General features: G+C 38.2%; 22 protein-coding genes. 9 read left to right on the top strand and 13 right to left on the bottom strand.

The annotated features are described in order from the left end of the window. Positions 1-100 precede the first annotated feature (100 nt). Positions 101-1,030: a glutaminase A gene (glsA, locus tag NST91_RS21350; protein ID WP_341332737.1), complete on the top strand. Its 930-nt coding sequence runs from the start codon at positions 101-103 to the stop codon at positions 1,028-1,030. Positions 1,031-1,153: 123 nt separating this feature from the next. Further along, on the top strand, positions 1,154-2,656 hold the full coding sequence (locus NST91_RS21345) for a DHA2 family efflux MFS transporter permease subunit (RefSeq protein ID WP_341332736.1): 1,503 nt from the start codon (positions 1,154-1,156) through the stop codon (positions 2,654-2,656). A gap of 39 nt (positions 2,657-2,695) precedes the next feature. Here NST91_RS21345 and NST91_RS21340 read toward each other — a convergent pair whose 3' ends face one another. Beyond that, positions 2,696-3,448, bottom strand: coding sequence for a sensor histidine kinase (locus tag NST91_RS21340; RefSeq protein ID WP_341333581.1), 753 nt, complete (start codon positions 3,446-3,448; stop codon positions 2,696-2,698). Between the two features lie 19 nt (positions 3,449-3,467). Then, positions 3,468-4,166 (bottom strand): LytTR family transcriptional regulator DNA-binding domain-containing protein, encoded by a 699-nt coding sequence (locus NST91_RS21335; protein ID WP_121447847.1) that lies wholly within the window; start codon positions 4,164-4,166, stop codon positions 3,468-3,470. A gap of 189 nt (positions 4,167-4,355) precedes the next feature. Between NST91_RS21335 and NST91_RS21330 the strand changes: the two genes are divergently transcribed. Both NST91_RS21330 and NST91_RS21325 read left to right on the top strand, forming a co-directional pair. Next, entirely contained in the window at positions 4,356-5,108 is a 753-nt protein-coding gene (locus tag NST91_RS21330) for an ABC transporter ATP-binding protein (protein ID WP_341332735.1), read from the top strand. Continuing rightward, positions 5,098-6,255 (top strand): ABC transporter permease, encoded by a 1,158-nt coding sequence (locus NST91_RS21325; protein ID WP_341332734.1) that lies wholly within the window; start codon positions 5,098-5,100, stop codon positions 6,253-6,255. The genes NST91_RS21330 and NST91_RS21325 overlap by 11 nt, the downstream gene beginning before the upstream one ends. A gap of 37 nt (positions 6,256-6,292) precedes the next feature. On the opposite strand, the gene NST91_RS21320 is transcribed toward NST91_RS21325, so the two are convergent. Continuing rightward, on the bottom strand, positions 6,293-6,634 hold the full coding sequence (locus tag NST91_RS21320; RefSeq protein WP_341332733.1) for a cupin domain-containing protein: 342 nt from the start codon (positions 6,632-6,634) through the stop codon (positions 6,293-6,295). Positions 6,635-6,830: 196 nt separating this feature from the next. On the opposite strand from NST91_RS21320, the gene NST91_RS21315 reads away from it, so the two are divergent. Further along, on the top strand, positions 6,831-8,321 hold the full coding sequence (locus tag NST91_RS21315) for an amino acid carrier protein (RefSeq protein ID WP_494776424.1): 1,491 nt from the start codon (positions 6,831-6,833) through the stop codon (positions 8,319-8,321). Positions 8,322-8,366: 45 nt separating this feature from the next. Here NST91_RS21315 and NST91_RS21310 read toward each other — a convergent pair whose 3' ends face one another. Next, entirely contained in the window at positions 8,367-9,197 is an 831-nt protein-coding gene (locus NST91_RS21310) for a DegV family protein (protein ID WP_341332732.1), read from the bottom strand. Between the two features lie 174 nt (positions 9,198-9,371). Here NST91_RS21310 and NST91_RS21305 point away from each other — a divergent pair, with 174 nt between their 5' ends. Continuing rightward, positions 9,372-10,538 (top strand): TraB/GumN family protein, encoded by a 1,167-nt coding sequence (locus NST91_RS21305; protein WP_341332731.1) that lies wholly within the window; start codon positions 9,372-9,374, stop codon positions 10,536-10,538. 1,587 nt (positions 10,539-12,125) lie between these two features. On the opposite strand, the gene NST91_RS21300 is transcribed toward NST91_RS21305, so the two are convergent. Together NST91_RS21300 and NST91_RS21295 are read right to left on the bottom strand one after the other, a co-directional pair. Beyond that, entirely contained in the window at positions 12,126-13,619 is a 1,494-nt protein-coding gene (locus NST91_RS21300; protein WP_341332730.1) for a peptide MFS transporter, read from the bottom strand. Positions 13,620-13,826: 207 nt separating this feature from the next. Further along, positions 13,827-14,192, bottom strand: a complete 366-nt coding sequence (locus NST91_RS21295) for a DoxX family protein (RefSeq protein ID WP_341332729.1) — start codon at positions 14,190-14,192, stop codon at positions 13,827-13,829. Between the two features lie 159 nt (positions 14,193-14,351). Here NST91_RS21295 and NST91_RS21290 point away from each other — a divergent pair, with 159 nt between their 5' ends. Further along, the gene (locus NST91_RS21290; protein WP_341332728.1) at positions 14,352-15,725 is read left to right on the top strand and encodes a TolB family protein; all 1,374 of its coding nucleotides are present in this window, start codon (positions 14,352-14,354) and stop codon (positions 15,723-15,725) included. 113 nt (positions 15,726-15,838) lie between these two features. After that, positions 15,839-17,172 (top strand): IS3 family transposase gene (locus tag NST91_RS21285; protein WP_445724474.1). Its coding sequence is split into 2 segments (ribosomal slippage): positions 15,839-16,249 and positions 16,252-17,172, totalling 1,332 coding nucleotides; the frame shifts between segments, so codons are not numbered across the junction. A gap of 54 nt (positions 17,173-17,226) precedes the next feature. On the opposite strand, the gene NST91_RS21280 is transcribed toward NST91_RS21285, so the two are convergent. From NST91_RS21280 to NST91_RS21270, 3 genes are read right to left on the bottom strand one after another with little or no spacing between them, the layout of a single operon-like run. Next, positions 17,227-17,403, bottom strand: a complete 177-nt coding sequence (locus tag NST91_RS21280; RefSeq protein ID WP_341332727.1) for an SE1832 family protein — start codon at positions 17,401-17,403, stop codon at positions 17,227-17,229. A gap of 57 nt (positions 17,404-17,460) precedes the next feature. Further along, complete coding sequence (locus tag NST91_RS21275) at positions 17,461-18,714, bottom strand: MFS transporter (protein ID WP_341332726.1); 1,254 nt, start codon at positions 18,712-18,714, stop codon at positions 17,461-17,463. Positions 18,715-18,737: 23 nt separating this feature from the next. Further along, positions 18,738-20,045 (bottom strand): alkaline phosphatase family protein, encoded by a 1,308-nt coding sequence (locus NST91_RS21270; RefSeq protein WP_341332725.1) that lies wholly within the window; start codon positions 20,043-20,045, stop codon positions 18,738-18,740. A 331-nt stretch (positions 20,046-20,376) separates the two neighbouring features. On the opposite strand from NST91_RS21270, the gene NST91_RS21265 reads away from it, so the two are divergent. After that, positions 20,377-21,741, top strand: a complete 1,365-nt coding sequence (locus NST91_RS21265; protein ID WP_341332724.1) for an MATE family efflux transporter — start codon at positions 20,377-20,379, stop codon at positions 21,739-21,741. A gap of 40 nt (positions 21,742-21,781) precedes the next feature. On the opposite strand, the gene NST91_RS21260 is transcribed toward NST91_RS21265, so the two are convergent. Genes NST91_RS21260 through NST91_RS21245 form a run of 4 tightly spaced genes read right to left on the bottom strand, consistent with a single transcriptional unit; the run spans position 21,782 to position 24,467 of the window. Next, positions 21,782-22,474, bottom strand: a complete 693-nt coding sequence (locus NST91_RS21260) for a hypothetical protein (protein ID WP_341332723.1) — start codon at positions 22,472-22,474, stop codon at positions 21,782-21,784. Further along, entirely contained in the window at positions 22,474-23,202 is a 729-nt protein-coding gene (locus tag NST91_RS21255) for a hypothetical protein (RefSeq protein WP_341332722.1), read from the bottom strand. The genes NST91_RS21260 and NST91_RS21255 overlap by 1 nt, the downstream gene beginning before the upstream one ends. Then, positions 23,189-24,085: an ABC transporter ATP-binding protein gene (locus NST91_RS21250; protein ID WP_341332721.1), complete on the bottom strand. Its 897-nt coding sequence runs from the start codon at positions 24,083-24,085 to the stop codon at positions 23,189-23,191. Before NST91_RS21250 ends, NST91_RS21255 begins: the two co-directional genes overlap by 14 nt. Next, positions 24,072-24,467: a GntR family transcriptional regulator gene (locus NST91_RS21245; RefSeq protein WP_341332720.1), complete on the bottom strand. Its 396-nt coding sequence runs from the start codon at positions 24,465-24,467 to the stop codon at positions 24,072-24,074. The genes NST91_RS21250 and NST91_RS21245 overlap by 14 nt, the downstream gene beginning before the upstream one ends. Between the last annotated feature and the right edge of the window lie 980 nt (positions 24,468-25,447).

Genomic DNA, 25,447 nt, shown 5'->3' with positions numbered 1-25,447 from the left:
TTGGCAATCGTGGTTAATTGAGAAAAGGCTAAGTTAGCAAATTCTCCTGCTTATAACATAGTAAAAACTCATTTGGTAAAGACTACTAGTGGTGATGAAAATGCCTTGTAAATCGAATGATGAATTAAAGGAATTAGTGAAAGAAGCTCGCCAAATAACAAAGAATGGGCGTGTAGCAGATTATATACCCGCACTTGGGAAAGCAAACCCGAATGACCTGTCTATTGCAATCAACTTTCCTGATGGACGTTGCTTTTCCGCAGGAGATATTGAAAAAAAAATCTCGTTACAAAGTATCTCCAAAGTCGTATCTCTTGCTCTCGTTTTGATGGATAGGGGCAAACAGTATGTTTTTGAGCGTGTCGGAATGGAGCCGACTGGTGACCCGTTTAACTCGATTGCAAAGCTAGAAACAATGGTTCCCTCAAAGCCACTAAACCCGATGATTAATGCTGGCGCACTTGCTGTTACCCATATGATAAAAGGGAACACTGTTGATGAGAGATTTCATCGATTACTCACATTCATTCGTGAATTAGCAAACAATGACACTATCCATTACAATGAGGAAATTGCGCAGTCTGAATATGAAACGGCACATCTTAATCGAGCCTTATGTTATTTTTTAAAACAACATCAAATCATTGATGAAAACGTAGAAGAGCTCATTGATCTTTATACAAAACAATGTGCAATCGAAATGAATTGCCTGGATTTATCTAGAATAGGTGTTGTTTTTGCTCTTGATGGTATCGATCCGGATACGGGTAAACAAATAATGCCGAAAAATGTAGCACGCATTTGTAAAACATTTATGGTGACTTGTGGCATGTACAATGCTTCTGGTGAATTTGCCATAAAGATCGGGATACCAGCAAAAAGTGGTGTATCCGGTGGGATAATGGGGGCTGTTCCAGGCAAATTTGGGATTGGAATATTAGGTCCCGCCTTAGATGAAAAGGGAAATAGTATAGGTGGAATAAGACTTCTTGAGCTCCTATCTAAAACCTATAACCTTAGCATGTTCTAGGAGTATCCAAACTGAGATACTTTTTATTGCAATCCAAAAAGTCGTGTTATAAGATATATCTTATGGCTAAATAAAACAGTAGTATAAAATTATGAACTTAACGTCTAATGTGGGGGGAGTTTAATGGATTTTTCCGAAAAACAAGTACGCCCTCAATACGGTATTCTTGCCGTCTTGATGGTTGGTGCCTTTATTTCATTTTTAAATAATACATTATTAAATGTCGCGTTACCTTCAATTATGACGGAATTAAAGGTTGACCCATCGACAGTGCAGTGGTTAACCACGGGCTTTATGCTAGTCAATGGTATCTTAATTCCGACTACAGCCTTTTTAATCGAAAAATATACCGTTCGCCGATTATTTATCGTAGCAATGGGATTATTTACTATCGGTACGATACTTTCTGGTACCGCCCACGTATTTTCTATCCTCCTAGCAGGTAGGATGATCCAAGCATCAGGTTCGGCAATTATGATGCCGCTACTTATGAATGTAATGTTGGTAAGTTTCCCTGTTGAAAAAAGGGGAACAGCAATGGGGGTTTTCGGATTAATCCTCATGTTCGCACCGGCGATTGGGCCAACACTCTCGGGTTGGATTATTGAACACTATGATTGGAGAATGCTTTTCCACTTCATCACACCAATTGCAGCTATCGTGTTCATTCTTGGCTTTATCATGCTGAAGGATAGAAAGGAAAAAGTAATCCTAAAATTGGACTTTTTCTCATTAATATTATCAAGTATAGGATTTGGTGGATTATTATATGGATTTAGTTCTGCCGGTAATATGGGGTGGGGAAGTCCGGTTGTATATGGATCCATTATAATTGGAATAATCTCGCTAACTTGGTTTATTATCCGTCAATCAAAGCTTGATATTCCAATGCTTAATTTTGGGGTCTATCGTTATCCGATGTTCGCGTTGGCTTCAGTGATTACAATGGTTGTTAATATGGCCATGTTTTCAGGGTTTTTATTGCTTCCAATCTATTTGCAAACGATCTTAGGAATTTCTCCTATGAATACTGGACTTTTACTTTTACCTGGAGCGGTATTAAATGCATTTATGTCACCTATCAATGGACGTTTATTTGATAAATTTGGCGGACGCATCTTGGCAACCATGGGATTGGCCATCACAACGGTAACTACCTATCTTTTCAGCCAGCTTACCTTTGACACTTCCTATATGTATCTTATGATTTTACATGCGGTGAGAATGTTTGGTATGTCCATGGTCTTTATGCCAGTTTCAACAAATGGATTAAATCAGTTACCGCGAAACTTATACCCACATGGTACAGCTGTTAATAATACATTAAATCAGGTTTCAGCTGCCATTGGTACAGGATTTTTAATTACATTGATGTCACTAAGAGAAGAGTCATCTGCGGCAAATTTACTAAAGAATATTCAAGGGCAGCCTACAGAGGCACAAGCTTTACAAATTCAATTACAAGCCATGCTTGAAGGAATTAATTTCACATTTTTCGTTTCAACCTTCTTAATACTTCTTGCTTTTATCCTCGCGTTCTTTATCAAACGGGCGAAACAGGAAGAAGATATTACGGGTAAGAAAAAATCAAAGCAAGGTGTCCAGCCTTCATTAGCAAAGAATTAAAAAAAGGAGAAATCGTCCAATTGGATTGATTTCTCCTTTTTAATTTCCTTTTATTGCAGGTATTTTTATTTTGACAGTGAATTCCTCGTCTTTACATACAAAGTCCAAAAATCCAGTTGCAACATCGACAACATCGTGAATCAACTTTGTACCAAGTCCTTCGTGACCATCACCTTTAGTCGTTTTTCCGAAGCTTGCAAACAAATGATCCAAGATGGACGCTGGAATTGAAAGTGTACTATTTTTACATGTTAAAATATACAAGCCACTCCGCTTATAAAATTGCAAAGTAAGGAAGGATTGGCTTTTATGCTCCTTTTGCCATTCTTCACACGCGTCAATACTATTGGATAGGAGATTTCCAATCAAGGTAACAATTTGCTGATCAGACAAAGGTAAGGATGAAAGTGGCAAATCAAAATCATATACAATTGCAATATCAAGTGCTCTTGCTTTGCGATACATTTGATGGAGAATACCTGCTACCACACCACGCTCACCTTTTATCGAAAGGTTTGTTTCTTTATAGCCCTCAACCAATTCATCCAAATAGTGTTTTACTTCCTCGTTCTTTCCATTTTCAAGCATAAAATGCATGGCGGAAACATGCTTTAAAAAATCATGCCGTTCACTTCGAACGACTCGAAAGGTTTCATTGAATTGAGCACGTTGTTCATCAAAATGTTTGGCCTCTTCTAATAGAGTATTCAATTTTTTTGAAATTGAAAGTCGTGATAAAAATGCATAAAAGCATAAACCCCCCAATACCACGATTGTTCCCCAATAAAGCATTATCAAGTATTACGCCACCTTAAAAATAATTTTGTTGTAAAAAGTCTACTTTTTCTTTTGTAATCATTGCCTGTTCTTCGATGCCTTCGAAAGTGACAATATATGAGTTCTTCGCATAAAGCGAAAAGTTTTTTACGTAGTGAATATTGATGATAAACGACCGGTGTGATCGAATGAAGTCTCTTTCTCGTAATTCTCCCTCGAGCTCACCTAGCGTTTGATAGGTTTTAATCGGTCCTGATTTTGTATAAATGGTCGTTGAACGCCCAGAACGTTCAATAAAAATAATATCCTTCTTTTGAAGAATGTGGATTTCATTTTTTTGTTTTAAATAAAGTCTTCCATGAATTTCTGCCGACTTTGTTTTTTCGAGTAATCGCTCAATTGATTGTACTAAACGTTCTCTCGGATAGGGCTTCATAATATAATCATGCACATTTAGTTCAAATGCATGAACAGCATAGCCACTATTTCCTGTTACAAAAATTACTGAAATATTCAGTGCATGCGTGTGAATAATATCGGCAAGTTCATAGCCTGATAAATTCGGCATCTCAATGTCAGCAATCAACAAATCGATTTCCTCTTTTTTGATTTGTTCATAGGCTTCCTCGGCGGATAATGTAGAGAAGATAACCTCAATATCTGGAATGCCAGTTACAATTGCTTTTAATTTATCCAAATCAATCAAACGGTCATCTACAAGACCAACCTTCATTTTCAAATCTACCTCTCATAACCAACATTAAAATATTAATTTCCAAATATAGTATCTTTCTATTTTAACACCTTTAAAGGAAAATTTGACCTTTTCGCGACAAAAAAAGGAACATTCGCGACATAACTAGAGATTTTCTTAAAAAGGATGGCTATGATATAGACATAAGAACAAGACGAGGTGGAAAAAATGATCGAAATTAACGAAGTGACAAAAAGATTCAAAGATAAAAAGACTTCTATAACAGCATTAAAACATGTGAAATTTACTGTTGAAAAAGGGCAAGTTGTTGGATTGCTAGGAGAAAATGGTGCGGGAAAAACAACTCTTCTGCGAACCATTGCGACTTTACTAACTCCGACGGAGGGAAATGTTAAAGTGGCAGACTATGATACACAAAAAAATCCAGAGGAAGTAAAAAAGAGAATCGGAGTATTATTCGGTGGTGAGACCGGATTGTATGATCGGCTCACTGCACGAGAAAATCTAGAATACTTTGCAGCCCTTTATGGATTAAGCAAGCATGAAACGAAAGTAAGAATTGATGAACTAGCCCGGATGTTTGGTATGCGAGATTACTTGAATCGTAAAGTAGGTGGGTTCTCAAAAGGAATGAGACAGAAAGTAGCAATTGCGAGAACACTCATTCATAATCCAGACATCATCCTCTTTGATGAGCCAACGACCGGGTTAGATATTACGTCATCAAATGTGTTCAGACAACTTGTTCATCAGTTAAAACGTGATGGTAAGACAATTATTTTCTCTAGTCATATTATGGAGGAGGTTTCCATGCTTTGTGATTCTGTTGCAATGATGCATAAGGGAGAACTCGTCTATCATGGTGATTTAGATGAGCTTTATAAATCAGAAGGAAGCAAGGATTTGAATTATATTTTCATGAGTAAACTTGTTAGGGGGAACGAAACATATGCTTCGTAAAATATATTTGAAAGAATTAAAAGATTGCTTTCGCGATCGTCGAACATTAATACTAACTGTCTTATTACCAATTATCATGATGTCCGGAATGACATTTTTCTATGAAAATATGATTTCAGATGGCGAAGGTGATACGTTCCAACTTGCAGTTGAGGAATCTTCCATGATTGAAGCAGAAAGGGTACTTTTAGGAGTAGAGAACGTTGAGCTTATTGAATCGTCTAACCTAGAGCAATCCATTCAGGACGGTGATGCACAAGTAGGGTTGGAATTAACACCAAATTTCGTTGAGGCGACACAAAATGGAGAGGAGGCAACGGTCACTCTAGTTGGGGATTCATTTAGTCAAAAGTCTACTCAATTAAATGCGATTATCTTAAATGCCTTAACCGTTTTTGAGAAAACAGTGGTTGTCGGGAACCTTCAGGAAGGCGGAATCGATCCTTCTATTATGCAACCATTTACGATTAAACAACAAGAAATGACAAATGAAGATCCAAATGTTGACATGCTTGCATTTTTGATTCCATTAATCTTATCAATTGCAATCGGAGTTGGTTCAGGTCCTTCTGCAGCAGATTTATTTGCTGGTGAAAAAGAAAAGAAAACAATGGAAGCCCTGTTAATGACCCCTGTTAAGAGATCTACCTTGCTGCTTGCAAAATGGTTAACGATTGCAACAATTGGGGCGGTAATCGGCATTATCACATTGGCTGTAGTTGCATTGGAGATTAGTTTGTTAACTGAAAATCTTAAAAATGCTGTATCATTTGGAAATGACGCTTATTTAATTATTGGAATCGGAATTTTACTTTCAGTGATTTACGCTGCGTTTACCGCATCATTAATTATGACTACAAGTATAGTCGCGAAGACGATCAAGGAAGCAGGAAGCTATAGCAGCCCTGTAATGATGATTGCCATGTTCCCTGCAATGATTATAGTAGGGGTAGGAGTGAATGAACTTACAAATTATCACTTCGCTGTGCCAATTATGAATTTATTTACTTTATTAAAAGAATTAATGTTTGGAATTATTGACTATGAACATATTCTACTAGCTTTTGGCAGCAACATCGCTTGTATGATTATCTTCTTTGCTATTGGTCGTATCTTGTTTATGAAAGATAAATGGGTAATGAACTAGTAAGGAAACTGCCAACCCTTTAGGGGCTGGCAGTTTTTTATACGTCCTGTGCGTATCTCTCATCAGGAATTTTTGTAAGTGTGACATACAAACTTACATTTTCTGAACCATCATTTACAAAGCTTAAGTTCTCGTCCCCATTACAAACGATCACATCGTTCTTGTTCACTTTTACTACTTGTTCATCAATTGTAAAGGTACCTTCACCTGAGAGTACTAATAGATAAACATTTGATCCTGGGTGCTTGTGGGCAGGTAGGGCTTGATTGGGCATGAAATTTAACAAAAAGACAGTACTACCGCCTCCTTTGGAGATGATGCGCTTTGTAAGTCTTTCCTCGTTATATTCAATAAACTGATCGAGTATTTCTTTCTTCATTCGAATCGCCCCTTTTGAATTTTTCTACTTTATATATCCATTATAATGTAGGAATAAAAGGTAGACTGTGATAAATATCATGGTCTATAAATGAGAGGGTTTAAACTGTTATACAACAATAATATTGAGTTGTCTATACACTTGAATTATAATTCTTAATATAGAGAATTTTCTAAATGAAGAAGGGGGAATGTATGTGCAGGCTTTTGCAGATTGGTTGAATGGTATCCTTTGGAGCCCGGTAATGATTTATGGAATGCTTGGTGTGGGACTTTTATTTTCAATTTTAACTCGTTTTTTACAGGTAAGGCACATCAAAGATATGACATCCCTAATGTTCAAAGGGAAAAGCTCTGATGCAGGGGTTTCATCTTTCCAAGCATTGGCTGTCTCACTATCAGGTCGTGTTGGAACAGGTAACATTGCTGGAACGGCTACCGCTATTGCATTTGGTGGACCAGGTGCCGTGTTCTGGATGTGGGCAATTGCCTTTATTGGGGCAGCAACTTCATTCATTGAATCGACATTAGCGCAGATTTACAAAGAAAAGCAAGACGGTCAATATCGTGGTGGACCAGCGTATTACATAGAAAAAGGAATCGGCTGGAAATGGTATGGAGTTATCTTTGCTCTTGCAGCCCTTCTAGCAATGGCATTTCTAATGCCAGGAATCCAATCAAATTCGATTGCAGCTGGATTGGACAACGCATTTGGGATTAATAAATGGGTAACTGCAGCTATTTTGGTTGTATTAATCGGTGCCATTATTTTTGGTGGTATTAAGAGAATAGCGAACGTTGCACAGTATGTGGTACCATTTATGGCTATAGGTTATATTATCATGGCAATTATTATCATGCTTATGAATATCGGTCAATTGCCAGCTGTAATTGCTTTAATTTTTAAAAGTGCTTTTGGAGCAGAGCAGGCATTTGGCGGAATAATCGGGATGGCAATCTCTTGGGGAGTAAAACGTGGTATTTACTCAAATGAAGCTGGTCAAGGTACAGGACCACATGCGGCTGCGGCTGCGGAAGTATCCCATCCTGCTAAACAAGGTTTAGTTCAAGCCTCTGCTGTCTACATTGATACTTTATTGGTTTGTTCAGCAACTGCGTTTATGATTTTGTTTACAGGAATGTATAATGTACAAGCGGATGATGGTGCATTTATTGTAAATAATTTAGGAGAAACAGTTGAAGCGGGGCCGGCGTTCACACAGGCAGCCGTTGAAACTGCACTTCCTGGATTTGGTGCAGGCTTTACAGCGATTGCTTTATTCTTCTTCGCCTTTACAACGATTATGGCGTATTACTATATGGCAGAAACAAATATCGCATATTTAATAAGAGGTAGAGATAGCAGGGTAGCCATGTTTGTCTTAAAAATTGTTTTATTAGGATCAATGACATACGGAACTGTGAATGAGGCGAAGCTTGCTTGGGCTTTTGGTGATATTGGCTTAGGTTTAATGGTTTGGTTGAATGTAATTGCCATTCTGATCCTAGCAAAACCAGCATTAGTAACATTAAAGGACTACGAGAAGCAACGCAAGGCGGGACTTGATCCAGTCTTTAATCCAGAAAAACTTGGAATTAAAAATGCTGACTATTGGGTGAATGATTATAAGCATGAAGATAATCCTTCAGGCTCGTTAGCAGAAAACGATAAGTCATTCCCAGGATAAAAGGTGAAAGGGACCAAAACATGTTTATGCTTGGTCCCTTTTTTATTATGCATAAGAAATAATCATGCCTCTCCTACCCGCGTAAGTACCCATTGTTGCACCCATATAATTTAGAATGACTTCTTTTGGATGAAACAGGGCAATAATTTCATTTTTTAACGCCTCAGCTTCCTCAAGGTTACCTGTGTGGGTGATTCCAAAAATGGTTTCAGAGAAATCCTTTTTTGAGTCTTTGATTATTTCCATTAATCGTTTTTGGCTTTTCTTTTTCCCTCGGATTTTTTCAAGAGTTTCTACGGTGCCGCCATCTCCTCTTTGTAATAAAACCTTTATATTTAATAGCTTTGCAAGAGAGCCTTGAAATTTGCTTAATCGACCGCCTTTCACTATATTCTCGAGTGTATCAAGCAAAATGAAGATATTCATGTTTTCTCGGTATTTGGTAAGGATTGCGACGATTTCCTCCATTGAATGTCCACTTTCAGCTAGTTCAGCAGCTTTTATAATTTGTATACCATGCCCTAAAGAGCCAGCTAAAGTATCAAAGACAGTCACTTTATTTTTAGTAAGTCCCTTTGCTATGATTGCCGATTGATAGGTGCCACTTAATCCAGATGAAATTGTCAAACATAGAATCTCTGAATTAACTGGGAACTTGGAATACGCTTCTCCAAAAACAGCTGGAGATGGCTGAGAAGTCCTTGGTAGTTCGGCAGACGCAAACATTTTTTTAAAGAATTCTTTTGGTGTTATATCAACACCTTCTCTATAGTCAACACCTTCAATCGAAACGTTCATGGGAACAACTGTTATTTTATATTTTTCTAGCAACTCATTTGGAAGATCCGCTGAGCTATCAGTTACAATTTTTATCACCATAAATCCCTCACAATAATAATTAACTCTTATTTTAAGTATATCATTTCCAAATAAAATTCTACGTTTTCAACACTTCGAGCTGTTTTATAAAATAAAAGAATTCAAATCTATGCCATTCTAGTTTAGAATTAGACATATACACAATTTGAGCATGTATAAGGATGGTCTATTATGTCTGAAGAAAATATCACGAGGATCGAATTAGATGGTAAGGAATACATATTAATTGGAACTGCTCACGTTTCAAAACATAGTGCTGAACAGGTTAAGGAAGTTATTGAAGCGGAAAAACCTGATTCGGTTTGTATTGAGCTAGATGAACAAAGATATCAATCCATGATGGAAGGCAACAAATGGAAGGAAATGGACATCTTTAAGGTCATCAAAGAGAAGAAGGCTACCTTGCTTCTCATGAACCTAGCAATTTCCTCATTCCAAAAGCGAATGGCTAGTCAATTTGGAATCAATGCTGGGCAAGAAATGATGCAGGGAATCGAGTCAGCGAAAGAAGTAGATGCCGAATTAGTTTTGGCAGACCGAAACATTCAAATTACATTCTCACGCATTTGGAATGCAGTCGGGTTCACAGGAAAAATGAAATTATTAATGTCTATTATTTATAGTATTTTCAGCAACGAGACGATTACTGAAGAAGAACTGGAAAAAATGAAATCCAAGGATATGCTGAATTCAATGCTAACTGAATTTTCAACGAGCTTTCCAAAATTAAAAACGCCACTAATTGATGAGCGTGATCAGTATTTGGCACAGAAGATCAAACATGCTCCAGGAGAAAAAGTAGTAGCCGTACTTGGGGCAGCACATGTTCCTGGAATAAAGGAAGAAATTAAAAAAGAACACGATTTGAAGAAGCTTACACAGTTGCCGCCTAAATCAAAAGCCCCTAAAATTATCGGTTGGGCAATTCCGATTTTAATCGTGGCCATTATTGCCTATACCTTTATTGCCAACCCAGAAGCGGGCTTGCAACAAACCCTAAGTTTAGTCTTATGGACGGGTTCATTTTCCGCTATCGGAGCAGTGATTGCTCTAGGTCATCCACTTACAATTGTGACTGCATTTTTTGCAGCACCAATTGGAGTCATGCATCCCTTAATTGCAGCGGGTTGGATAGCAGGTTTTGTACAAGCTTTCCTACGCCGTCCTAGCGTGAAGGACTTTGAAACACTTTCAACAGATGTTTATAGTGTAAAAGGCTTCTGGCATAACAAAGTAACACGGATTTTATTAATTATTGTTTTGTGTAACCTTGGAACATCTCTCGGCTTATTTATTGGTGGCGCAGATGTTGTGAGATTATTTATTAAAAATTTATAATACACAAAAAGACCTGTTCAATCCCGAACAGGTCTTTTTAGTATGCGAATAAATCAACTAAGAATGGCGTGAAGTGAATCATAAAAAGCATAGGTGATTCTGAGAGCATGAGCGGAAAAAGGAGAAAGTGAGTCGGAAACGAGGGCTGATTCTGACAGAACGAGGTGAATCAGCAGGGAGTGAGTCGGAAACGAGGGCTGATTCTGACAGAATGAGCGGAAAAAGGAGAGAGTGAGTCAGAAACGAGGGTAGATTCTGACACAATGAGCGGAAAAAGGAGAAAGTGAGTCAGAAACGAGGGTCGATTCTGACAGCATGGGTTAGGAAAAGGAGAGAGTGAGTCGGAAACCAAGGTTGATTCTGACAACATGAGCGGAAAAAGGAGAGAGTGAGTCAGAAACGAGGGTTGATTCTGACAGCATAAGCGGAAAAAGGAGAGAGTGAGTCAGAAATCAGTGGTGATTCTGACAGCATGAGTTAGGAAAAGGAGAGAGTGAGTCAGAAACGAGGGTAGATTCTGACACAATGAGCGTAAAAAGGAGAGAGTGAGTCAGAAACCAGGGTCGATTCTGACAGCATGGATTAGGAAAAGGAGAGAGTGAGTCGGAAACCAAGGTTGATTCTGACAACATGAGCGTAAAAAGGAGAGAGTGAGTCAGAAACGAGGGTAGATTCTGACAGCACGAGCTAGAAAAAGGAGAGAGTGAGTCGCAAATCAGTAGCGATTCTGACAGCATGAGCGTAAAAAGGAGAGAGTGAGTCGGAAATCAGTGGTGATTCTGACAGTACGAGGGAAAAAAGTAGAGAGTGAGTCAGAAACGAGTGCTGATTTTGACAGAATGAGCGGAAAAAGGAGAGAGTGAGTCAGAAACGAGGGTCGATTCTGACAGCATGGGTTAGGAAAAGGAGAGAGTGAGTCGGAAACCAAGGTTGATTCTGACAACATGAGCGGAAAAAGGAGAGAGTGAGTCAGAAACGAGGGTAGATTCTGACAGCACGAGCTAGAAAAAGGAGAGAGTGAGTCGCAAATCAGTAGCGATTCTGACAGCACGAGGTGAATCAGTAGAGAGTGAGTAAGAAATGAGGGCTGATTCTGACAGCATGAGCTGAAAAAGGAGAGAGTGAGTCAGAAATCAGTGGTGATTCTGACAGCATGAGTTAGGAAAAGGAGAGAGTGAGTCAGAAACGAGGGTAGATTCTGACACAATGAGCGGAAAAAGGAGAGAGTGAGTCAGAAACCAGGGTCGATTCTGACAGCATGGGTTAGGAAAAGGAGAGAGTGAGTCGGAAACCAAGGTTGATTCTGACAACATGAGCGGAAAAAGGAGAGAGTGAGTCAGAAACGAGGGTAGATTCTGACAGCACGAGCTAGAAAAAGGAGAGAGTGAGTCGCAAATCAGTGGTGATTCTGACAGCACGAGCTAGAAAAAGTAGAAAGAGAGTCCAATAAGGCAATTCCAATTCGTACTATCTTACTCGAGTTATCCTCTAAAATATATTATTCCACAAAATATAAGAAAAGTAGCGTGAGATAGTCTCACGCTACTTGATATGTTGCATTATTTTTTGAAAAATCAGAACTAATTATTAGTTGACACCCTTCATGAACTTATGAATCTTTGGTGATACGAATAATAGGATGATACCTAATACAATAGATGCCCCACCAATTACTCCAAAGTAAGTCATTTCTGTTTCAGGTGTATAGAATTTAACAAGTTGTGCGTTAAGTGCTTGTGCAGCAGCATTTGAAAGCATCCATAAACTCATCATTTGAGCTGTGAAGGCTGCAGGTGCTAATTTTGTTGTAGCGGAAAGTCCGACAGGTGAAATTAATAATTCCCCAATAACAACAATGAAATAACTTAACACTAACCAAAGTGGATTAACTAATGAATCTGTTCCACCAAAATATGCTGGTAATAAAATTACAAGGAAAGAAAGACCGGCAAAGAGCAAACCTAATGAAAACTTTTTCGGAACAGAAGGTTGACGATCTCCAAGCTTTACCCATAGCCATGCAAATACAGGCGCAAAAATAATAATAAATAATGGGTTTAATGATTGGAACCAAGCTGGAGAAATATCAAAGCCAGCAAATTGTAATTGTGTTCGTGTATCAGCATAATTGGCAAGAATTGTTGCTCCTTGTTCTTGAATGGACCAGAACATAACGGCAGCTAAGAATAAAGGAATATACGCTAATACTCTTGAACGCTCAACATCTGATGTTTTTGAGCTACGATACATCGTAACAAAATAAATAGTAGGAATTAAGAAACCAAGAATACCAATAAGTGCGATAAATGAATCAAATGTTAGGAAACCGGCTGGAATTCCAACTGCTATTAAAATTGCAACTATAACTATACCAACAGCAATCTGTGTATACACTTTTTTCTTTTCATTTGGTGCAAGTGGATTTGGAACAATTGTACCTGCAAGACCAAGATTCTTTTTCTTTGTGAAAACAAAGAATAGTAATCCAAAGAACATACCGATCGCAGCAATTGCGAAGCCCCAATGGAAATTATGCTTTAATCCAATTTCACCTACGATAAGAGGAGAAAGGAATCCACCGAGGTTAATACTCATATAGAAGATACTAAATCCTGCATCACGACGTGTATCTTTTTCACTATAAATTTCCCCAACAACACTAGAAACGTTTGGTTTTAGTAAACCTGTACCAAGGACAATCAGAACCATTGACACAAAGAATAGTGAGATGTTACCAGGAATTGCAAGTGCAATATGACCTAGCATGATTAAAATACCACCATAAAATACCGCTTTAGAAGTACCGAAGATACGGTCTGCTAACCATCCACCGATAACCCCTGACATATAAACAAGTGACCCATAAATCGACATAATCGCCATAGCTGTATGTTGATCAAGTCCAAGGCCTCCATCAGATACTTCATAATACATATAGAATAATAGGATGGCTCTCATACCATAATATGAGAATCGCTCCCAGAATTCCGTGAAGAAAAGTGTGAATAGTCCTTTAGGGTGTCCGAAGAATCCCTTTTGAGGAACACTGTCCACAATTTTCTGTCTATTATAGTCTGACATAACATAACCTCCAAGATAGTATATTGGTATAATAATTGAAATTGTTACACTATGTCAAACATAAGAAAATTCTGAGTTGGTCCAATATTTTATAAGGTTTTAAATCTTAGGTTAAATAAAAAGCTTTTTGGAATCATTATATTAATAAAAATAAACAGATTGCGTTTGCAATCTGTTTAATGTTTCCATTGAAGGATAAATTCACTATTATTTATGGTGTGATTTATAAAGAATGTATAATAATGCCAGTAATACAATATCAAGTCTTACAGCAAAGGCAAATTGTAGAAAGCCTGTATGCAGAACGGGAATTTTAACTAAAAGGATTGCTGCAAGGATAATGATAAGTAATGGAATCGATGCTTTTTTAACTTCCTTATTAATAGCAAGAAGGATTCCACAAACAATTTCAAGAATGGCGACAATATACATGATAAGTTCGGGTGCAGGTAATGGTAGATTTAGAAAGACAGAGCTTAGTTCACTGCTAAGAAGTTTCATTGTCCCAGATGTAATAAATACAAATGCTACTACATAGCGTATTAGTTTCATAGTAGAAAATGTTTGGTTCATTTTTCTCCCTCCTTTTCTATAACTCTATGGTTGGAGAGGACAAACTATTCTCAAGGAAAGGGCATAAATAATATATAGACGAAAAGTAGTAAAGATGAACCTATTTAAGCTATATGAATAAAATAGGCAAAAGACATCTATAGATAGGAGGTTTGTCTTTTGTCTGTAAATTACAGAGTACGACCAACTGGAATAATTGCTTATACTTCAAGCCGTGGCGGGAGCTATGATATATGGCTTTTTTATCTTCAAAATGGAAATCGGGTTAAACTAACAAACGGATTAGCTGATTCCTTTTCAAAGCCTATATGGTCAGGTGATAATCGAAGAATTGCTTTTGTAGGGAAAAATCGGATCGTATATGTCATTGACCTTTCTACTGGCGGAATCGCGGCTATTGACCAAATCGGTCCAAATGAGGACATTACACTTGATTGGTCTCCAAATCATAGGATATTAGCCTATACAACGCGAAATCACATTATGATGTATGATGTATTGACTCATCGAGCAACAAGTATTTCAGAGCCTAGTGCATCAGATGCTCAGTGGTTCCCAAGTGGGCAAGAGCTATTGTTTCAAGGAGTAGATCCTTCAGGAAACCAGCAATTATACCGTATAGCGGCAAATGGAACTGGGAGGAGACAAATTACAAATAATACAGAAGGGCCATTAAATGAGGTTTCACTTTCACCAGACGGAACATTTGTCCTTTATACAACACCAGGAGCTAGTATATCACTTATCCGTACAGTGGAGTTGACATCAGGTCAGGTGTACGAAATTCAAGGTGGAGAACAAGCAAAAAATTTTTATCCAACATGGTCCCCGAACTCTCAGATGATAGCATTCAGTGCGACTGCTTATAGGGAAGGAACAGGATATTATAATCAAATTCGCGTAGTAGGAAAACGTGGTGACAATGAACGAATTCTTTCAACATCTTCTTGCTTTGCAACACCTGTTACATGGTCCCAAGATTCCCGAACTATTGCCTATTTATCTGGTTGCTCAGAACAAGAATTTGCAACTGAAATGTGGTTGGTAGGTATACAAAGTCCCAATCCTATCATCCTTACGAGGGAACCTCAAATTGTAAATCTAAGCTGGTCTTCAGGGAATGTTCCTCCTACAGGCGGGGTTTATACAAATGAAACGTATAGAGTGCGGTTCCAATATCCATCGCACTGGTACCAGGTAAATACGGAGAGATATGAGGGAGCGGATGGTTTCTTTCAAATTTCAGCAATTGGTGGTGGGGATGATATTCATGAAGTGTGTAGGGGAGAAGCCTTTCACAAGTTGATGCCATATGGCTCGTCACCTCGCATTTTCCAGACTAGAATTCGTGGGCAAGAGGCTTGTCTGATCTATCCATCTTCAGACCAACCACCTGAAATGAACCGCCAGGCAGCTGCAATAGTCAGATATCCTACCCCAGTTCAAATTGAAGGTTCAACCTATAATTACTTCATTTTATGGGCGGATGAAGCTCATCTGAATTCGATTGCAAGAACCATTTCGTTTATATAAAAAAAAGCTGCAACACTTTAAACTGTACCCTGTGTAGTAGACACATTAAAAAAAGTCTGCTGCACAGGGTCTTTTTATGTACAATAGATTAAAAATAGTGCGGGAGAGATAGTATGAGTAAAAAAATATTCTCGGAAAAAGAGATCGAATTACTAGCTAAAAATCCATATGTAAAATCAGTAAGTCCCAAAGGTATTACCTATTCAGATGAGTTTAAGGAGCACTTTATAACTCAAAATGACCTGGGGAAGTTTCCTAGAGAGATATTTGAGGACTGTGGGTTCGATACTGAGGTATTAGGTATGAAACGGATTGAGTCTTCTGGAAAAAGATGGCGAGAAGCTTATCGTAAGCACGGAATTCTAGGACTTCGTGATACAAGATCAGGAAACTCAGGTAGACCAAGGGAAAGAGAGCTTTCCACTGAAGAAAAATATGCAAGGTTAGAGGCCGAAAATAACCTGTTGAAAGCAGAGAATGAACTATTAAAAAAGATACGATTCGCAGAAAGGGGGATGAAGAAGAAATAAAATTGTCAGCTGACCAGAAATTTAACCTTATTCATTCCGTTATCGAGAAATACAATCTAACAAGGATGGTAACCCACCTCTGTAAAGTAGCTGGTGTGTCCCGTCAGGGATACTATAACTACTTTTCTGCTAAACAAGTTCAGAGAAGGAAGGATCGGGAGAAAAAGGATGAATCCCTTCGGGACCTGGTTTTAAAAGCATACAATTTCAAGAACCGTAAGAAAGGGGCTCGTCAAATTAAGATGGTATTGGCAGGTCAGTTTAGTGTTGTTTTCAATCTTAAGCGAATCAGAAGAATCATGAAGAAATACGGGATTGAGAGCCCTTTTAGGAGAGCGAACCCCTACAAGCGCATCATTAAGGCTACGCAGGAGCACAAGGTCGTCCCGAACTTACTTAACAGGGAATTCAAACAAGGAATCCCACACAAGGTCCTTCTTACGGATATAACCTACCTATATTTCGGAAAAGGTAAAAAAGCTTATTTATCAACCATTATTGACGCTTCCACCAATGAAGTCTTAGCTCATCAGGTCTCTGATCGAATTACTTTAGATATCGCTACGGATACACTTAAGAAGTTAAAGAAAAACAGGAGAATCAAACTGGCTAAAGGAGCTTATATACATTCTGATCAGGGAGGTCACTATACCAGCCCTGTTTATCAAAAGCTGGTGAAAAAATTCAAATTGGAACAATCAATGTCTAGGAGAGGTAACTGTTGGGACAACGCCCCACAGGAATCATTCTTTGGTCATTTTAAGGACCTGGCTGATATAAAATCATGTGAAACTTTAAAAGAACTTAAGCAAGAAGTGAAAGCTGCCATCCACTACTACAATCACTACAGATATCAATGGAATATGAAAAAGATGACCCCTGTTCAATACAGAGATCATCTTCTTAAAGTAGCCTAGCTTTTTTTAAAATGTCCTTTACAAGGGGTACAGATTACTTGGTTGCAGCTCCTTTTACAATTGGCGTAATTTTCTTGATAGGGTGCTAATCTCATCCTCGATTTCTGCGATTTGCCGTTCCAGTGGTGAGATATTGCCATTCACAGAATCTAACTTTTCCAAATCATTTTGAAGACGTACATAGTCTAATTTTAGCTCGCGAATTTTGTATTCAAGTTCTTTCTTATCCATTAATTGTCCCCATTTCTCAAGTTTTTTTCATTATAACATTGAGAAAGAGGATTTGCTCTATTTAACCTCACTAGGTTCTGGAACGCGGGTTAACACGATAAAACCAATGATGAAGAGGATAACTAAGCTGAAAACACCCATATTGGAATGACCTGTGATTTGAGCGGTTACCCCGACTAGTAACGGACCCATAATGGAAGCGAACTTTCCAAAGATATTATAAAACCCAAAAAACTCATTTGCCTTTTGTTTAGGGACAAGCTTCGCAAAATAAGAGCGGCTTAATGCCTGAATCCCACCCTGAGAAGTAGCGACAAGCATGGCGAGGATCCAAAAATCAAGAGTCGTTTTTAGGAAAAAAGCATACAGACAGACAATGATATAAACGAAAATGCCGACATACAACATTTTCTTACCAGTGAATTTCTGTGCCAACCGACCATAAAGTATCGCGAATGGTGCAGCCACAACTTGTGTTACAAATAATACAATTAATAAATTTGTTGCATTGATTCCAAGGTCTGTTCCATATGCGGTTGACATGGAAATAACCGTACCAACTCCGTCGATATAAAAGAAGTAGGCCACTAAGAATAAAAACACAGCACGGTATTTTTTGATTTCCTTAAAGGTTGTTCCAAGGCGTTTAAAGCTACTTGCGATCGGATTAGGTTCCCGTTCGATATAGTAACGTTGATGTACATTTTTGAATAATGGGATGGAAAAAAGACCCCACCAAACGGCTGTAATGATAAATGCTATTTTACTAGCAACAGTTGCCGAAATCGGTAAAATTTCTTGTTGTGCAAGAAGGATAATGGTGATAGCAAGTAAAAAAGGAATAGTACTACCGATATAGCCTAATCCATATCCACGTGCAGAAACACGGTCCATTTTATCTTCAGTTGTGACGTCAACTAGAAACGCATCATAGAAAACATTTGCCCCTGTTGAACCTAAAGCAGCAAACGTATAAACAATTAATAAGAGCAACCAATTATCACTTGGTACAAAAGCTAATAAGGCTGTTGCGGAAACTCCTAATGCAAAGAAGAAAGTGAAAAACTTCTTTTTGTAGCCTTGATAATCAGCAATTGTTCCCAGTATCGGTCCAATCATCGCTAAGATAAAGGTGAAAATGGCGATTGTATAGCCAAGATATGCTGTTGAATCTGAAGCATCCACACCTGCATTTGTTGCGGCAGCCTTATAAAAAATCGGAAAAACAGCCGTAGTAATAATAATTGAATAGGCTGAATTGGCCCAATCATAATACATCCAACTCGATTCCTCTTTCGTAAACGACCTCATCCCAAAACCCCCCTTAAATTTAATCAAATGTTTAGTAGTTCCTCAATCGCATGACCATCTGTTTTTCCTAGATCTAAGTCTAATAGTCTCGCAAATGTTGGCCCTTCATCTACGAGATGCATAGCAGGTATTTCAATGTTTGGACGAATTCCTTTTCCGGAAGCAATAAGAACGGTTGTGTAGTTCTCCTTTTCCGGTGAGTAGCCATGGCTTGCAAAGGTATAGCGTTTTTCACGAACATCCTCAGCTTGAATTTTATCGATATACTCACCATCCAGCTGCTCCTTAAAATAGTAGCCAAGCCGTGCTTCAATCATGAACGCAGCATTGTCATCTGCCCCCTTTTCCTGCGCTTCACTACTTGAAAGAATTCGTTCGATACCGTTGTCCTCAACTTCCATTAGCTCTGTAAGAAGGGTTCTAACCTGTTCTTTAGTTTTAGTGTCGTTTTTCTCTTTAAGATAAATATATGCAGAGCCATCACAGCTTTTGCAGTATGCCTTCCAATCTATTACGTTACCATCCGTATTTACGGTAATAAGACCTGACTTCCTAAATAAAACATTCAGCTTAACTGCCTTGGATTCATCCAATGCACTATGGTCACCTAATGCAATGATTGTTGTTTTTTCATAGATTCCACTTTCTTTTAAAGTATTCATGATCCTACCCAGTCTTTCATCATGACGACGAAGGGCTGCCATTGCTTCATCAGATGAAAATCCATGATAATGGCGTTGTGAATCCAAGTCGACAAAATGGACAAGCATAAGATTAGGCTTTCTCGTTTTAATGGTTTCAACGGTTGACTCAAGTACGAAATCATCGAGTTCAGGCTGATTAAGCCCATTCCGAAGATGTCCAAACTTTCGATTCATTTCCAATTGATATAGCGGACTGCCATTAAATAAAGAAACAAAGATTTGATTATGCCATGGGCGATTTGCAAAAATCTCTGGCATATTGTAATCGATATTTGCCTTTGCAGTTACGGGCCATAAAAGGGCTGCAGTCTTCATCCCAGCCTTTTTAGCTTCATCGTAAAGAGTCGTTCCTTTTACATGCTGTCTGTGCCAATACCAATCCGGCGATTGGCGACCAGGCTGGAGAAAAGTGTTATTGACGATTCCATGATTTTTTGGATATCTCCCAGTCACTATCGTTGCATGGCATGGATAGGTTACAGAAGGATATATTGTTTCAACATTCTTGCAAAAAGATGCATGCTCTAAGAGTTTCTTAAAATTGGGAAGCTCATTAATAATTGGAAAATCAAGTGATGATAAGCAGTCAAATGAGATGACCAGTAAATAATCTGTGAGTCGTGACATATGGACCTCCATCCTACGAAAGTCTTGTAATCTACTTACAATATAACAGAAAATTGGCAATTAAAATATGAAAACAATGTAAAGACAAAGTAAAAAAGTATTCATTTAAATGTGAGATGGAATATAATTATGGTTATGTGTTCAATTTAACTGTCTGGCGTTTAATCACAGCCTGAGTAAAGTAAGCCTCTGGTGGATGCCACGATTATTCAAAGGTATTTTCGACTAAGAACGCCACTTCCTGTGGCAACGTCTTTGTAACCCACCTCGTGCGGGCCTAAAAAATCGGCGCAAATACGCCGAGGCGTATTTGATTTGAAGGAGAACGTTCATGTACGAAACAAAAACCATTCGAGAAAAAATAAAATTGATTATTATTATGTTGATTCCCATTTTAATCACACAGTTAAGTATGTTTTCCATGGTATTTTTCAATACAATCATGACTGGAAGATTTAACTCTTCTGATTTAGCCGGGGTTGCGATTGGGTCATCCATCTGGAATCCGATTTTTACAGGAATAAGTGCCATTTTGCTTGCAGTCTCACCTATTGCTGCTCAAAAATTTGGTGAAAAGAAAAGTAATGAAGTATCAACAGTTGTTTCAAGTGGGATATATTTAAGCTTCATTATTGGATTCGTGGTTATTTTAGCAGGGGTTCTCTTTTTAAATCCATTGTTATCCATGATGAATTTGCAAGAAAGTGTACACAAGACAGCACATAATTACCTAGTTGGGTTGAGCTTTGGGATCATTCCGTTGTTCATATTTAATGTACTGAGATCATTTATTTATGCATTAGGGATTACAAGAGTAGTCATGTTTGTATTATTGGTATCTGTACCTATTAATCTATTCTTAAATTATGTATTAATATTTGGTGCTTTGGGCTTTCCTGCACTCGGTGGTGGGGGAGCCGGTTTAGCGACTTCCATTACGTATTGGGTTATAGTTGGGATAACAGCTTTTATCGTCATTACAAAAGAACCATTTTCTTCCTATAAAGTTTTTGCTGGACTTAGCGGTTTTACATTGAGAGAAAGCAAGGAGATTTTAAAAATAGGTATCCCGATGGGGTTATCAACTTTTTTTGAAACGAGTATGTTTGCCGCTGTAACGATTTTAATTAGTAAATTTTCTGTTACAACCGTTGCAGCTTATCAATCAGCGCTGAATATTGTTTCGTTCCTCTATATGATTCCAGTGAGCATTTCAATGGCGTTAACCGTTCTAGTGGGGTTTGAAGTAGGAGCAAAGCGCTTTAAGGATGCGAAAATTTATAGTTGGTTAGGGATCTCACTTTCAATGATCATTGCGCTTGTTACGGGGCTCTTTGTGATTGTCTTCCGCTTTAAAGTGGCTGGTCTTTATTCAACGGAAACAGCGGTCATCACATTAACAGCTCAATTCCTAATTTACGCTTTATTCTTCCAGGTGTCGGATGCTATTCAAGCAACAGCACAGGCTGCTCTAAGGGGATACAAGGATGTTAATATCGCATTCGTAATGACTTTGGTCGCCTATTGGCTCATTTGCTTACCTGCCGGCTGGGGGCTTGCGCACTTCACGGATTTAGGAGCTGCCGGTTACTGGCTTGGCTTGACATTTGGTTTACTTGCTGCAGGAGTCGGTTTATCAGCAAGACTCATCCACATCCAACGCACACGTTATGCGGAGGAAAAAATGGTTGGCTAAACTTAAAAGGAAGGGGACTCCCCCTTCCTTTTTTTGTTGCTTATTCTCCGATAAAGTTAATAAACTCGCTCCCAGTTAACTCTAGGTTTTTCGGAACTCTAATTAAAAGAAAATCATAATTAAGCGGCTTATCATCGTTGAACCTATTATCAAATTCATCCATAATGCCGCCACCTTTAAACTGCGAGATTACAAAGTCATTATGAAAGCTATATAGTCTAATCGAATAATCTAGTGGAGAAATGACTAGCATATTGTTATTTTCGATTGAAACGGTAGGCGATGGGATTTCCTCATAAAAATCATAACCATTGAAATTTGTATTTGCTACATAATAGATTACTTCAATGATGTTATTGTCAGTTTCGTTACGGTCAAAAACGGTATGCATGTTTAAATTGTCCAATGGTTTAATATTAAGTTGGTCTTGATCGAATGGAATTTCCCACTTTTCTTTTTCCTTTATAGCTTCAAAATTTTCAATGTTCCCCTGTTGAATCGCTTGATTTATTTGTTCGTAGCTCAAATCCTGAGTTGTGTTTTCAGATGTTTTAAAACTAGGGATGCAATAATAAACAATCACAGAGACTGTTAAGATGATTAAATATGTTCCTAGTAAAATTTTTGTACCCTTTACACCCTTGAACTTTTTACCAAAGAATACAGAAACTAAAATAATCGCAAGGATGAACAAGATAATGATAGGAAGTATCAAAGTACCGATTACTGACATTATTTTCGAACCTCCAATCGATTGGTTGCAGCTATTACAATCCACGTCATAACTGCGACTGTAACAATGATTTTGAGTGTAAATACAAGGATAGATGATTCATGTGCAAAAAACGTAAACCCTGTAAATGTATCAAATGATCGTATTTCATATATAGCCCAACCAATTACAAATGCAGGAATCGCAAATCCAAAAAGTTTGTTTATTTGCGTAAACATTCCGATGAGATAACCTAGTGTTGCAAACAAAAGCAGATATAAAGTACCGACATAAATGCCAACAAGCATATCAGAAAATGGGAGGAAAAAATGGTTCGCTATAATCTTATTACTCCCATTGAAATACAAGATTACCCTTAAAAGAATTCCAGCAAAAGTTGAAGTGATACTGGCAATAAATGAATAGATTATCAACATTCCAATTGTTGAAAGGTGACTACTCATTCTGTTTGTTACAAATGAAAAATCGATATAATGATAGGGTTTTGTTGATAGAGTGATTGCCGTAATAACAGCCCAAAAGGCGGTAAAAACAAAAATAACACTTCCGGAGTAACTGGTTATCGAAACACTCCCACCAAGCCCCATCTGGCCAACTCCATTAAAAGAAAACAAAAGCGCAATCGCCTGGACAGTTGCGAGGCTTGTAAACGTACCATAATAAGCCCTTACTTTAAAAAATAGCTGTTTTTTTACAATATCAAGTATACTAGCATTAGTTAAATACATCATTTATACCCCCTTTATTCTTTGCGGTGAGATATACACAAAGGTCTTCAGTTGCAACCGGGGTAAGATCAATTCCGAGTTTCTTCGCTTCTAACCATGTTGCTTCTGGATAAGCATCCTTTACAACGGAATACGTGTAATCATTACCGAAGTCTTCTACATAAATGACCTCCATCTCTTTTGTGACCTTTTCAATGACGTTTGCTTTACCACGCAGTCCAACTGCAAACTCCTTCAAATCATCGATCGATTCATGAAGTGCAACATTACCGTTTAGTATGAGGAGAACATTTTCCAAAATACTATCAATTTCGTTTAGCAGGTGGCTTGAAAAGAGGATTGTTCTAGGGTGCGCAATGTAATCTTTCAATAATGCCTTGTAAAAATCCTTACGTATGGCGGCGTCCATTCCAGTTGTAGGTTCATCAAAGATTGTAATTGGGCAGCGGGATGAGAGACCGATGATCATATTAAATGTACTTTTCATACCTTTTGAAAGATGATGGTGAAGTTGCTTTGGATTAAAATCGAAATAATCGAACAGCCGTTTTGCCAACTCGCCGTCCCAATTAGGATAGAATTTTGCACTTGCGTCTATTAGTTCTGCTAGATTCAGCCAAGGAGGGAAGGCCATATTATCATCAATAAAAATAAGATTGGAAGAGATCTTTAAATTATTAAACGGGTTCTCCGAAAAAACACGAACCTCTCCTGAAGAAACTGGGTAAAAACCAGCGATAATCTTTAAAAGGGTTGTTTTTCCTGCTCCGTTTCTACCAATAACCCCCGTTATCGTATTTGGCTCAATTGTAAAAGTCAGATTATCTAATGCTTTAAACCCACTATAGAGTTTAGATACATTATGAAACTCAATTGCGTTCATCACGATTCCCCCTTTGCCTTTCTTTTTCATCCTTAATCAAATTGACTAATTCTTCTTCATTAACCCCTAATCGTTCTGACTCCATTACAAGTTCGAAAATGAGATTTTTCATTGTTTGACTTTTCCTTTTCTCTAAAATAAATTGTTTGGCGTTCGGTGTTACAAACATGCCTAAGCCTCGCTTTTTATAAAGAATGTTTTCATCTGCAAGGAGATTCAGTCCCTTGGCAGCGGTTGCAGGATTAATATTGAACATTTCTGCAAGCTGATATTGAGAAAATACCTTGTGATCCTCTGGTATTGCTCCACTTAAGATTTCTGTTTCAATCCATTCTGAAATTTGTACATAGATTGGCTTCGTGCCATCCTGCTTAAACTTCATCTAAACACCTCCTTAGGTGAATATGTGCCCTAGTGCATTAGTGATATAATGTACTATACTACATACTATGTAAAATTTCCAGATTATTTACTATAATTTTTTAAAAATGACCATAATTAGGCTAGTAAAGGAAAAAGAAGTTAATTCATCCTTGAGAAAAACCGTAAAAATACGCCTCTAGTCTTAGATTCTTGTAATTTCTAGGTCCATAGTTCGAATACATATCTTATAGTATAGTTAACTTGAGGAAGTACTGATTGATGAAGGAGAAAACGATGAGTTGTTGTCGTGGGAATCCTCTTGGTAGAGGAGATGAAGTGGAAAACGATGGGCTTAGAGTTGATAAAGAGGAAAACGATGGATGAATTGTGTGGAAAACCTCTTCATGGAGTGTATGAAGGGGAAAACGCTGGTTGAATTGCGTGAAAAACCTCTTCATAGAGTTGATGAAGGGGAGAACGCTGGATAAATTGCGTGTGAATCCTCTTCATGGAGTGTATGAAGGGGAAAACGCTGGCTGAATTGCGTGGAAAACCTCTTCATAGAGTTGATGAAGAGGAAAACGATGGATGAATTGGGTGTGAATCCTCTTCATAGAGTTGATGAAGGGGAGATCGCTGGATGAATTGGGTGTGAATCCTCTTCATAGAGTTGATGAAGGGGAGATCGCTGGATGAATTGGGTGTGAATCCTCTTCATGGAGTTTATGAAGGGGAAAACGCTGGTTGAATTGTGTGGAAAACCTCTTCATGGAGGTGATGAAGACCCGAACTGAGCGCCAGCACCATTGTAAAGTCCTTCATCGACCTAATGAAGACCTGAACAGAGCGCCAGCACCGTTGTAAAGTCCTTCATCGACCTAATGAAGACCCGAACAGAGCGCCAGCATCGATGTAAAGTCCTTCATCGACCTAATGAAGACCTGAACAGAGCGCCAGCACCGTTGTAAAGTCCTTCATCAACCTGATGAAGACCCGAAC

This window comes from Ferdinandcohnia sp. FSL W7-1320 (assembly GCF_038050315.1).
Lineage (GTDB): Bacteria > Bacillota > Bacilli > Bacillales > Bacillaceae_L > Ferdinandcohnia > Ferdinandcohnia aciditolerans.
Note: the sequence above shows the minus strand (reverse complement) of the source record. Positions and strands in the feature narration are given on the sequence as shown.

Excerpts from the sequence above, each read along its gene's own strand:
- glsA (WP_341332737.1), top strand. The coding sequence starts at position 101 with ATGCCTTGTAAATCGAATGATGAATTAAAGGAATTAGTGAAAGAAGCT.
- NST91_RS21345 (WP_341332736.1), top strand. The coding sequence starts at position 1,154 with ATGGATTTTTCCGAAAAACAAGTACGCCCTCAATACGGTATTCTTGCC.
- NST91_RS21340 (WP_341333581.1), bottom strand. The coding sequence starts at position 3,448 with ATGCTTTATTGGGGAACAATCGTGGTATTGGGGGGTTTATGCTTTTAT.
- NST91_RS21335 (WP_121447847.1), bottom strand. The coding sequence starts at position 4,166 with ATGAAGGTTGGTCTTGTAGATGACCGTTTGATTGATTTGGATAAATTA.
- NST91_RS21330 (WP_341332735.1), top strand. The coding sequence starts at position 4,356 with ATGATCGAAATTAACGAAGTGACAAAAAGATTCAAAGATAAAAAGACT.
- NST91_RS21325 (WP_341332734.1), top strand. The coding sequence starts at position 5,098 with ATGCTTCGTAAAATATATTTGAAAGAATTAAAAGATTGCTTTCGCGAT.
- NST91_RS21320 (WP_341332733.1), bottom strand. The coding sequence starts at position 6,634 with ATGAAGAAAGAAATACTCGATCAGTTTATTGAATATAACGAGGAAAGA.
- NST91_RS21305 (WP_341332731.1), top strand. The coding sequence starts at position 9,372 with ATGTCTGAAGAAAATATCACGAGGATCGAATTAGATGGTAAGGAATAC.
- NST91_RS21300 (WP_341332730.1), bottom strand. The coding sequence starts at position 13,619 with ATGTCAGACTATAATAGACAGAAAATTGTGGACAGTGTTCCTCAAAAG.
- NST91_RS21295 (WP_341332729.1), bottom strand. The coding sequence starts at position 14,192 with ATGAACCAAACATTTTCTACTATGAAACTAATACGCTATGTAGTAGCA.
- NST91_RS21280 (WP_341332727.1), bottom strand. The coding sequence starts at position 17,403 with ATGGATAAGAAAGAACTTGAATACAAAATTCGCGAGCTAAAATTAGAC.
- NST91_RS21275 (WP_341332726.1), bottom strand. The coding sequence starts at position 18,714 with ATGAGGTCGTTTACGAAAGAGGAATCGAGTTGGATGTATTATGATTGG.
- NST91_RS21270 (WP_341332725.1), bottom strand. The coding sequence starts at position 20,045 with ATGTCACGACTCACAGATTATTTACTGGTCATCTCATTTGACTGCTTA.
- NST91_RS21265 (WP_341332724.1), top strand. The coding sequence starts at position 20,377 with ATGTACGAAACAAAAACCATTCGAGAAAAAATAAAATTGATTATTATT.
- NST91_RS21260 (WP_341332723.1), bottom strand. The coding sequence starts at position 22,474 with ATGTCAGTAATCGGTACTTTGATACTTCCTATCATTATCTTGTTCATC.
- NST91_RS21255 (WP_341332722.1), bottom strand. The coding sequence starts at position 23,202 with ATGTATTTAACTAATGCTAGTATACTTGATATTGTAAAAAAACAGCTA.
- NST91_RS21250 (WP_341332721.1), bottom strand. The coding sequence starts at position 24,085 with ATGAACGCAATTGAGTTTCATAATGTATCTAAACTCTATAGTGGGTTT.
- NST91_RS21245 (WP_341332720.1), bottom strand. The coding sequence starts at position 24,467 with ATGAAGTTTAAGCAGGATGGCACGAAGCCAATCTATGTACAAATTTCA.